Here is a 4,763-nt window from a genome sequence, read left to right on the forward strand (position 1 = left end):
TTGGGGGGGATAATCCCCCCCAAACCCCCGTATATCCGAACAGATACAATATTTAAAGGATTAAATATTAAACGTAAAAAAATATTAAATTTATCCCGGTTCCGTTGCGGGAGTTTTGCAACTCCCTCACTTGATAGATAAATATTGGAAGTCAAAAGAAACCACATTTTTCATCAGGAACAAGCGAACCATGCCCTCTTATAGCGAAAAACTGGCCCACTTGCTTCATCTCGTTGAAACTTCCAGCGATCTGAGAGATCCTTTTCGTTATTTCATGGACGAAATCGCCCTGAACAGAGACTTCATGTCCGGCTCCTCCTCCACCCGCAACAAGATGGTTCAGGTCATCATCAAGAAGGCGTTGAAGGAATATTTCAATTTAACCGCCAACACCAACCAATGCATGATCATGGAATTCCGTGAGGACAAGTCCTTTCACCACGGCACCTGTCCGGTTACCGGTCAAATGTTGGTCTTTTTCTATTTCACCACCCGGCGAATCGGCATGGTGGCCATGAGCAGGCTCGGGGACAATATGACCCACTATTTCCGCTTCCGCACGCTGGTCACCAACGGGGAGGTCACCTTCGTTCCAGGTGATCCGTCGGTGACGCATTAACGGGACATCTACCGGCCACGTTGCGACACCCACTCGCGCAACACCTCGTCGATACGGCTCTGCCATCCTCTCCCCGAAGCGCGGAAAAAGGCGACAACATCCGGGGAGAGCCGGATATTGATGGATTGTTTGGGATCCTCCTTGCGGGGTCTGCCCCGCTTGGGACGCACCATCTCCTCCGCCACCTGCCGGGGAAAAATTTCGAAAAGCACCTCCCCGGCGGGCCGCGCCCGACGGAAATCCTCGTCGGTCCACTGCGGATTCTCCTCATCGACCTGTTCCGGATCAGGAGTTCTGTTCTTAGCGCCGCCCTTTCGAACAAGGTCAAAATCTTTTCATGGAGAACAAATTATAAATAGACTTGAATACGCCAAAATAATGATAAATAATAAACAAAAGGACAGAACATTTTTTTACTTTCTAAAAGATAACATATTGAAAGTCAAAAGATAAAAGATGAAGTCTGCCTGTCAAACAAGCTCTCTCCCCCGCACCTCCCCCATCCACTTCAGTATCCGTTTGGCCAGGGTTTCGTAGGAGTAGGCCTGGGCGATGTCGCGGGGATCGCCCGGCGGGCGGGTTTTCAGGCGCTGCAGCAGCTCCCCGGCATTGCGGAAGAAGAGGCAGTGTTCCTCCCAATGGGGCGGTTCGGCGTTGGCACGGTCGTCGTTGAGCAGCGGCACGCAGCCGCAGGCGGCCATCTCCACCAGTCGCTGCGACAGGATCGTCGCCTGATGGGCGTTGAGGCCGTAGCGCGCCTGGCCGTACAATGCCGCCAAATCGGCCCCGTGACGGATCTCCCCCTTGAAAAATGGCGCCACGATGGGATTGCGATCCCAAAAACGCCCGTAAACCTCGATCTCCCAGGGAATGCGCCCCGCCAGACTGCAGAGCCACTCCACACAGGTATCCCGCACCACGTAGCTGTAGAGAAAATCGACCTCCGTCTCCAGAACGAGTCCGGAGCGTTGCGCCAGATCCGCCAACTCCTGCCGCGATAACAGATTCCCCGAGAGAAACCGCTGTCTCAGATAGCCCACCACCTCATCCTTGCCCTTGGCGCGTTTGAGGTTGTCGATGTGGGACGAGCCCACGAAGACTACCTTGCGCCGCTCCTCCCACGGCAGCCCTCCGGAAAAGAGCCGGGTATCGACGCAAAACTCCTGACGCCCCACCTCTTTCACCCCGCAGCGTTGCAGCAGATGATCGTATTCCCGGTAGGCCGACAGCACCAGATCCCGATCCCGAAGCATCATCGGTTTGCCCTCGGTGAAGGCGGGCATGGGATCCTGCCACCAGATCACGTTGAAAACCGACGGATGCAAATACCCGTTGTTGGCCCAGTTGATGTTGACCGTCAAATGGGGTCGGAAGGCTTCATACTCCTCCAGAAAGACCAAGCCCTCGCCGAAACGCTCCCGATCATCGGCCTCGATGAGAAACTTCACCTCGCAACCCAGACGGCGAAACGCTTCCGCCAGATCGTGGGAGCAGTGCTGCATCACCGTGGTCTCCCGGCTGCTGGCCAGGAAGACGCGAACGGGTTGGTCCGCCCTCCAGTCGGGTTGCACGGCGGCCACCTCCGCAACACGGTGGTGGAAACGGATCAGCCGCAGCAGTTGCAACACATCCAGACTCAGCGCCGCCAGACCGGCCCGTCGCCAGGAGACGGCATCCCCCTCGTCGAAGGCAATCAACTGGGGCCAGCGCAAGCGGGTCTTCATGAAAAATTCGAAATAGTGCTCCACCGGCACAAAGAGCAGATTTTCCGGCCACTCCGCTTCGGAACCGGGGGGGCGGGTATCGGCATAACAGAGCTGCTGCCCGTCCACCGACTGGGTACATGCCACCCGATAGTGTTTTGCCGCCTCCTGCCCCGCCAGAGCGCCATCGAGAAAGAGGGTGTCCATGCGGGGATCCTCCCGTTGCGCCGCACCGGCCCGGTGGGTGCGGATGCGATCCAGCACCCAGGCCAGCCGATGGAAACCCCGCGATTTCAGATGGGGAACCTCGTCGCCCAGCCCCTGCCCCTCCACCCAAAAAGGCAGCCCTTCCCGCAGCAGCCGGATGCTCTCTTCGTACTCCTGGCGACGTATGGCCATCAGCGTCAGACTGGTGCGGGCCTGGGCCAGTCCCGGTTTGAGTTCCAAAGCCAGACGAAAGGAGCGTTCGGCCTCCTCGATGCGGCCACACCCCACCAGCGCATTGCCCAGACTGTTGCAGGCCAGGGCATCGCCGGGACGGGCGCTCAGTACCCGCCGGAAGGCATCCACCGCTTCGACCGCCCGTCCCGAATCGAAGAGAATCATGCCCAGCCGGCTGAGTCCGTCGGGGTGCGATGGCGCAAAGAGCAGAAACTTGCGGCAGGCCGCTTCCGCTTCGAGCAGACGCTTCTCCCGATGCAGGCGCACCGCTTCGTAATAGTCGTTCACGCTCATGGCGCACCTCGCTGCCGCAGATACTGTTCCATGTACCGGTTGTCGAAGGAGACCTGACACCATTTGCCGCACACCGGGATATCCTCCCCCCGCGCCACCTCGGCAAACAGCTCGCGGCGGTAGTCGCCATGCCAGATAGCGTGCAGCGAGGCCTCGTGGATGTTGCCGAAGCGGCTCTCCCGATAGTAGTTGCGGGCACATGAGAAGAGATTGCCCTGATAATCCAGGTTGGTGCGGAAATGGATGCCGTGGCAGCGGCTCCAACACGCCTCGTCCGCCCCCGAGAAGCTGTTCCAGCGCACCTCCAGCCGGGGTTCCGCCGCTTCCAGCGCCTTCATCAGGGCCAACGCCTCCTCGGGGACGGGGTTGAGCCCCCCTTCCCGATTGATGCGATTGCGCAACACCACCCGGTCGGCCTCCATCTCCCGCGCCAGCTCCATCAGGGAGGGCAGCGAGGCCCAGTTTTCGTCGTAGACGATGCATTGCAGGGCCAGCCGCACCCCGAGGCCACGCGCCTTGCGCAAGGCATTGGCGTTGCGGAAGTTCTCCCGCAGACGGAGGTATTCATCGGCGTGGCACTGATGGATGCGGGTATAGGTTTCCGCATCGCCGCCGTTGACGCTGAAGCGGATCCAGGCGGCCCAGGGCAGGATGGCCTCGGCGCGGGCCGGGCTCAAAGACGCGCCGTTGGAACTGAAGGCCATGTCGAGGCCCAACTCGTGACCGTGCTGCATGAAGCGGGCAAAATGGGGGTGCAGCAGGGGTTCCCCGGATCCGGCGAAATAACACTCCACACCGCCCAGGTCACGGAACTCCTGCAAAAACCGCAAAAAGACGGCCGGCTCCATGAAGTGCCGGTTATCGAAGCTGGTGAACATCTGGCTGCCGCAATGGCGACAGTTGTGGTTGCAGCCGTGGGTGATGGCCACCTCCACCGCCAGGGGGCGGGAGACCTCGCCCCGGCTCCAGGCTTCCAGCCGCTCGGGATAACCGCTCAGTTTGCCGCGCCCGATCTGCCCCTGGAGCGGAGTGGTCATGGCCGCGCTCCCTCAAGGTGTTGAAGGAGATCGCGCCGGCGCTCGCCGATGCGTTTCGCCGGAATGCCCGCGTAGATACCCCAGGGGTCCAGCGACTCCTTGACCAGGGAGAGGGCCCCCACGGAGACCCCTTCGCCCAGCACGCAGCCCGGCAGAATCACGCTGCCCGCGCCGACGATGACGTGGCGGCGCAGAATCACTTCGGCGCGTTGCCCACCGGTCAGATGGGCGGGCCAGGTGGGATTGGTGAGATGGCCGCCGGAGTAGTCGTCGCTGGACGAAAAGATCTTCACACCGGGCGCCAGGGTGACCCCCTCTTCCAGGGTGATGCCCGCGGTGGCCCCCAGATAGCCGTAATTGGCCACGTAACTGTGGTCCCCCATGATCAGGAAGCCGGTGGCCACGATCAGCACGAAATCGTCGATGCGCACTTGATGGCCCAGGGAGATGTTTTCCACATGATAAAGACTGGCGCGCTCATGCACCTTGACGCCGTCGCCCAGGGTGCGGAAACCGGCGTTTCGCAGCAGGGTATCGTTCCAGTAGGCTCCGCCCAGATGCGCCATGATACAGAACTCCCGAGACCAAGCCTGGATATATTTAGAATTAGTTGCCTTTCAATATGTTATCTTTTAAATATCAAAAAAAGAAAATGTTCTATCCGTTGAC

General features: G+C 59.6%; 4 protein-coding genes and 1 pseudogene. 1 reads left to right on the forward strand and 4 read right to left on the reverse strand.

The window, feature by feature from the left end:
• The first annotated feature begins 190 nt into the window (after positions 1 to 190).
• A complete protein-coding gene (locus HQL56_18265; protein MBF0311464.1) occupies positions 191 to 619 on the forward strand; it encodes a hypothetical protein in 429 nt (142 codons plus the stop codon).
• A gap of 8 nt (positions 620 to 627) precedes the next feature.
• Here the strand turns inward: HQL56_18265 and HQL56_18270 are convergent.
• The 4 genes and pseudogenes from HQL56_18270 to HQL56_18285 form a co-directional block, all read right to left on the reverse strand.
• Positions 628 to 915: pseudogene (locus tag HQL56_18270) on the reverse strand (BrnA antitoxin family protein).
• A 174-nt stretch (positions 916 to 1,089) separates the two neighbouring features.
• Positions 1,090 to 3,057 carry a tetratricopeptide repeat protein gene (locus tag HQL56_18275; GenBank protein ID MBF0311465.1) on the reverse strand — a complete coding sequence of 656 codons (1,968 nt, stop codon included), beginning with the start codon at positions 3,055 to 3,057 and terminating at the stop codon, positions 1,090 to 1,092.
• The gene (locus HQL56_18280) at positions 3,054 to 4,094 is read right to left on the reverse strand and encodes a radical SAM protein (GenBank protein MBF0311466.1); all 1,041 of its coding nucleotides are present in this window, start codon (positions 4,092 to 4,094) and stop codon (positions 3,054 to 3,056) included. Before HQL56_18280 ends, HQL56_18275 begins: the two co-directional genes overlap by 4 nt.
• The gene (locus HQL56_18285; GenBank protein ID MBF0311467.1) at positions 4,091 to 4,660 is read right to left on the reverse strand and encodes an acyltransferase; all 570 of its coding nucleotides are present in this window, start codon (positions 4,658 to 4,660) and stop codon (positions 4,091 to 4,093) included. The genes HQL56_18280 and HQL56_18285 overlap by 4 nt, the downstream gene beginning before the upstream one ends.
• Between the last annotated feature and the right edge of the window lie 103 nt (positions 4,661 to 4,763).

This window comes from Magnetococcales bacterium (genome assembly GCA_015231925.1).
Lineage (GTDB): Bacteria > Pseudomonadota > Magnetococcia > Magnetococcales > JADGAQ01 > JADGAQ01.